The 4294-nt window shown below is 71.8% G+C and carries 4 protein-coding genes and 1 pseudogene; all 5 read left to right on the top strand.

The window, feature by feature from the left end; genetic code table 11:
• A partial coding sequence (locus VF536_RS18370; protein ID WP_331616306.1) for an Hpt domain-containing protein occupies positions 1 to 635 on the top strand: 635 nt, incomplete at its 5' end.
• Positions 632 to 1075: pseudogene (locus VF536_RS18365) on the top strand (response regulator); the annotation flags it as partial. The gene VF536_RS18370 and the pseudogene VF536_RS18365, both read left to right, overlap by 4 nt.
• A gap of 94 nt (positions 1076 to 1169) precedes the next feature.
• Complete coding sequence (locus tag VF536_RS18360; protein WP_331616305.1) at positions 1170 to 2252, top strand: S1C family serine protease; 1083 nt, start codon at positions 1170 to 1172, stop codon at positions 2250 to 2252.
• A gap of 75 nt (positions 2253 to 2327) precedes the next feature.
• Complete coding sequence (locus tag VF536_RS18355) at positions 2328 to 3332, top strand: LLM class flavin-dependent oxidoreductase (RefSeq protein ID WP_331616304.1); 1005 nt, start codon at positions 2328 to 2330, stop codon at positions 3330 to 3332.
• Positions 3333 to 3542: 210 nt separating this feature from the next.
• The coding region (locus tag VF536_RS18350; protein WP_331616303.1) for a type II secretion system protein at positions 3543 to 4294 on the top strand (752 nt) is incomplete at its 3' end.

Below are 4294 nucleotides of genomic sequence, written 5' to 3'. Positions count from 1 at the left end.
CCCTGCCCGTCGTCGACGGACTGGAGTCACGCTCCGGCCTGGCGTCGGCCGCCAACAACGCCGGTCTGTACCTGCGCCTGTTGCGGATCTTCCTGCACTCCCAGCAGGACACCGGCGACCGGCTGGACCAGGCCGCCGCGTCGGACAACGCGCAGGTCCTGGAGCAGATCGCGCATTCGCTGCGGGGCTCGTCCGCGACCATCGGCGCACTGGCGCTGAGCGAGGTCGCCGCCGCGCTGGAGAGCGCCAGCCGCGAGCCGGTGCCGGCGCAGGCGCCGCGACGACGGGAACTGGCGCACGACGTGCGCGTGGCGCTGGACCGGCTGCTGCATGCGCTGGGCCAGACGCTCGCCGACGATCCGCCGCCCACCCTGCCGGGCGCACTGGACGATCTGCCCGCGGTCACCGCCATCCCGAAGCTGGCCGAGCGGCTGGCCCAGCTGCGGCGCCAGCTGGACGCCCACGACGCCACCGCCGTGGACACCGCCGAGCGGTTGAAGCAGGCGCTGGACCGGGGCCGCCACGGCCTCGACGAGCGGCGCGCCGCCGCCTTGCGCGCGGTCCTGGAGGCCGCCATGCGATTCGATTTCGAGACCGCCTCCCGCGGTCTGGACCAGGAGGAGTTCCCGCCATGAGCATCTCGAACGGAGACCCGCGCCCGACGATCCTGATCGTGGACGATTCGCCCGAAATCCTCTCGCAGCTCTACGAGCTGCTCAAGGAACGGCACCGCGTCAAGGTCGCGACCGCCGGCGACCGCGCGCTGCGCATCGCGGCCGAGGAGCCGAGGCCCGACCTCATCCTGCTGGACGTGCTGATGCCCAACATGGACGGCTACGAGCTGTGCCGCTGGCTCAAGGCGGACGCGGCCACGCGCGACATCCCGGTGCTCTTCCTGACCGCGCGCTCGGACCCCGCGGATGAAAGCCATGGCCTGTCGGTGGGCGCGGTGGACTACATCACCAAGCCGATCAGCCCGCCCATCCTGCTGGCGCGCGTGCGCACCCACCTGCAGCTCAAGGCCACCGCGGATCTGCTGCGCGAACGCGCCGCCCATCTCGAAGCCGAGATCGCCCGATGGGCGGGAGGCGAAGCGCCTCCAGGTTGACGGGGGAGCTTAACGGGGGAGCTTTCATAATCGCGCCATCGTCCGCCCTTTCCCCACCGTCATGTCCTTCCGGTCGTGCCAGGTCTTGCGCCTGCTCCTGTCCGTCCTCCTGTTCGCGACCCTCGCGTCGCCGCCCACCCACGCCCAGCCGCGGCCGGTCACGCCGCGCGGTCCGCTGGACGCGCAGGAACAGAACAACATCGCGGTGTTCCGCAAGCTGTCGCCCTCGGTGGTCCACATCACGACGCTGGCGCAGCAGCGCGACTTCTTCTCCCGCAACGTGACCGAGGTGCCCAGCGGCACCGGCAGCGGCTTCCTGTGGGACGAACAGGGCCACATCGTCACCAACTTCCACGTGATCCGCGGCGCCTCGTCGGCCAAGGTGACGTTGTCGGACCAGAGCGCCTACGACGCGAAGCTGGTCGGCGTCGATCCGGACCGCGACCTGGCCGTGCTGCGCATCACCGCGCCGCGCGAGAAGCTGTCCCCCGTGCCCATGGGCAGCAGCCGCGACCTGCTGGTCGGACAGACGGTCTATGCGATCGGCAACCCGTTCGGGCTGGACCAGACGCTGACCCGCGGCATCGTGTCCGCGCTGAACCGCGAGATCGAGTCGATGACGCAGCGCACCATCCGCGGCGCCATCCAGACCGACGCCGCGATCAACCCCGGCAACTCGGGCGGCCCGCTGCTGGATTCGGCGGGCCGGCTGATCGGCGTGAACACCTCGATCTTCAGCCCGAGCGGCGGCAGCAACGGCATCGGCTTCGCGATCCCGGCCGACGAGGTGAACCGCGTCGTGCCGCAGCTCATCCAGCACGGCCGCGTGATCCGTCCGGCGCTGGGACTCACCGCCGGCAGCGAACAGCTGCGCCAGGTCTTGCGCCTGCCCAAGGGCGTCGTGCTGATCGGCCTGCAGGCGGGCGGCGGCGCCCAGCGCGCGGGCCTGCAGCCCTTCCTGCGCGGGCGCGACGGCCGCGTCGTGGGCGGCGACGTCATCACCGCCGTCAACGGCAAACCGGTGGCCGACCTGGACGACCTGCTCGCCGAACTGGAGGAGCGCCAGGTCGGCGACAAGGTCACGCTGACCGTCTGGAACGGCGGCAAGACCCGGCAGGTCCAGGCCCCACTCTCCAGCGACTGACCGGACCGCCCTACCCCAATCCGCGATAACCCTCCCGGGACCCCGGTCCGGACGGCGCGCCTAGACTCCGCGCCCATGCAAGCCCGACTTTCGATCCTCGACCTCGCCTTCATCGTCGAAGGCGGTTCCGCCGCCCAGGCCCTGCGCGACAGCGTCACGCTGGCGCAACACGCCGAGCGGCTCGGCTACACGCGCTACTGGGTGGCCGAGCACCACAACATGGACGGCGTCGCCTCGTCGGCCACGGCCGTGCTGATCGGCCAGATCGCCGGCGCGACCTCGACCATCCGCGTCGGCTCCGGCGGGATCATGCTGCCCAACCATGCGCCGCTGACGATCGCCGAACAGTTCGGCACGCTGGCCACGCTGTTCCCGGGCCGCATCGACCTCGGGCTGGGCCGCGCGCCGGGCACCGACGGACCGACCATGCGCGCCCTGCGCCGCCACCTGGCGACCGCGCACGAGGACCGCTTCCCCGAGGACGTGCTGGAGCTGATCAGCTACCTCGCGCCCGAGCAGGAGGGCCAGGTCGTGCGCGCCGTGCCCGGCCAGGGCACCGAGGTGCCGGTCTGGCTGCTCGGCTCCAGCCTGTACGGCGCGCAGCTGGCGGCGTATCTCGGCCTGCCGTTCGCGTTCGCGTCGCACTTCGCACCGGCGATGTTGATGCAGGCGCTGGAGATGTACCGCGCCCAGTACCGGCCCAGCGCGCGCCATCCGCAACCCTATGCGGCGGTCGGCCTGAACGTCGTCGTGGCCGACACCGATGCGCAGGCGCAGCGCCTGTTCACCTCGATCCAGCAGCGGTTCCTCGGTATGCAGCGCGGTCAGCGCGGCCTGCTGCCCCGCCCGATAGCCAGCATGGACACGCTGTGGACCGCCGGCGAGAAGCTGGGCGTGGAACGCATGCTGTCGGAGTCCATCGTGGGCTCGCCGCGCACGGTGCGCGAGGGCCTGCTGGCAACGCAGGAGCGTACCGGCGCCGACGAGTTCATCGTCGCCTGCGCGGTGCACGACGCCGCGGCCCGACGGCGCTCGTACGAGTTGCTGGCGGGGATCGCCGCGGGCGCCGAGTTCGGCTGACAACCTCGACTGACGACCTCGGCTGACAAGTCGGGCTGACGACGTGCGCTGAAGACTGCCGGCGTGCGCCTGGCGCAGGCAGTTGGCGAAGATCGGGCAAGGGACGGCCACCATCGGCAATGCGTCGCGCAACGGCGCTCAATTTGGCGGATGGGCGCGGACAACCGGGCCTGGGACGATGGCGGCCTTCACGCCAGGAGCCCCTCCCGCATGTCCGCCCGCGCCCGCGCCCGCCCCCGCCCCGTTCCGACCGCCGTCGCCACCTCGCAATCGGGCTTCAGCCTGATCGAGGTGACGATGGCCTTGATGCTCCTGGGCGCGATGTCGCTGGGCATGTTGCAGCTCCAGCAGTTCCAGCAGCGCGTCGAGAGCGGACGGCTGGCGGGACTGCGACTGGCCGCGCTGCGCGACGGCGCCGAGCGATATGCGCGCGATCACAGCGATGCCCTGCTGGCGGCCTTGCGATCCGTTCCGGCCTGTGCGGACATCCCCTTGTCGCGAAAGGCGACGGCGGAAACACCGACGCCCACCGGCTGCGCGCTGGCGATGAAGGACGACAGCGAGGCGCAGGCCCCCGTCAAGCCGCTGGCGGCCAACGCGCTCCAGCCCACCTTCCAGGAGCTGCGAGCGCTCGGCTACGTGATGCTGGACGACCGGTTGCCGTTCCCGCACGGCGACACGATCGTCGACGGCCGCACCGGCCGGACGGCCGAGCCGCGCTGGGCCGTGTCCGTGCAATGCCACGCGTTGTGCGACACGGCCGCCGGCGCACGGGCCGCGATCCTGCGGGTCACGCTCTACAACACGCAGCCCTTCTTCGCGCAGGACGACGACGCCCTGCCCTTCGGCTACGGCGCGCAACTGAAGGCCGCGCTGCAGGCGCTGGGGCCCGACGCGATGGTGTCCTTGCCCGGCGAGTCCGCGCAGACCGCGGCGCGCTTGCGCGGCCAGGGCACGGCGCC

The organism is Roseateles sp. (genome assembly GCF_036486225.1).
In the GTDB taxonomy this organism is placed as follows: Bacteria; Pseudomonadota; Gammaproteobacteria; order Burkholderiales; family Burkholderiaceae_C; genus Roseateles.
The sequence above is the reverse complement of the archived record's forward strand: the minus strand, read 5'-3'. Positions and strand labels throughout refer to the sequence as shown.

Coding starts and splice junctions, on each gene's coding strand:
- VF536_RS18355 (WP_331616304.1), top strand. CDS start 2,328: ATGCAAGCCCGACTTTCGATCCTCGACCTCGCCTTCATCGTCGAAGGC.
- VF536_RS18360 (WP_331616305.1), top strand. CDS start 1,170: ATGTCCTTCCGGTCGTGCCAGGTCTTGCGCCTGCTCCTGTCCGTCCTC.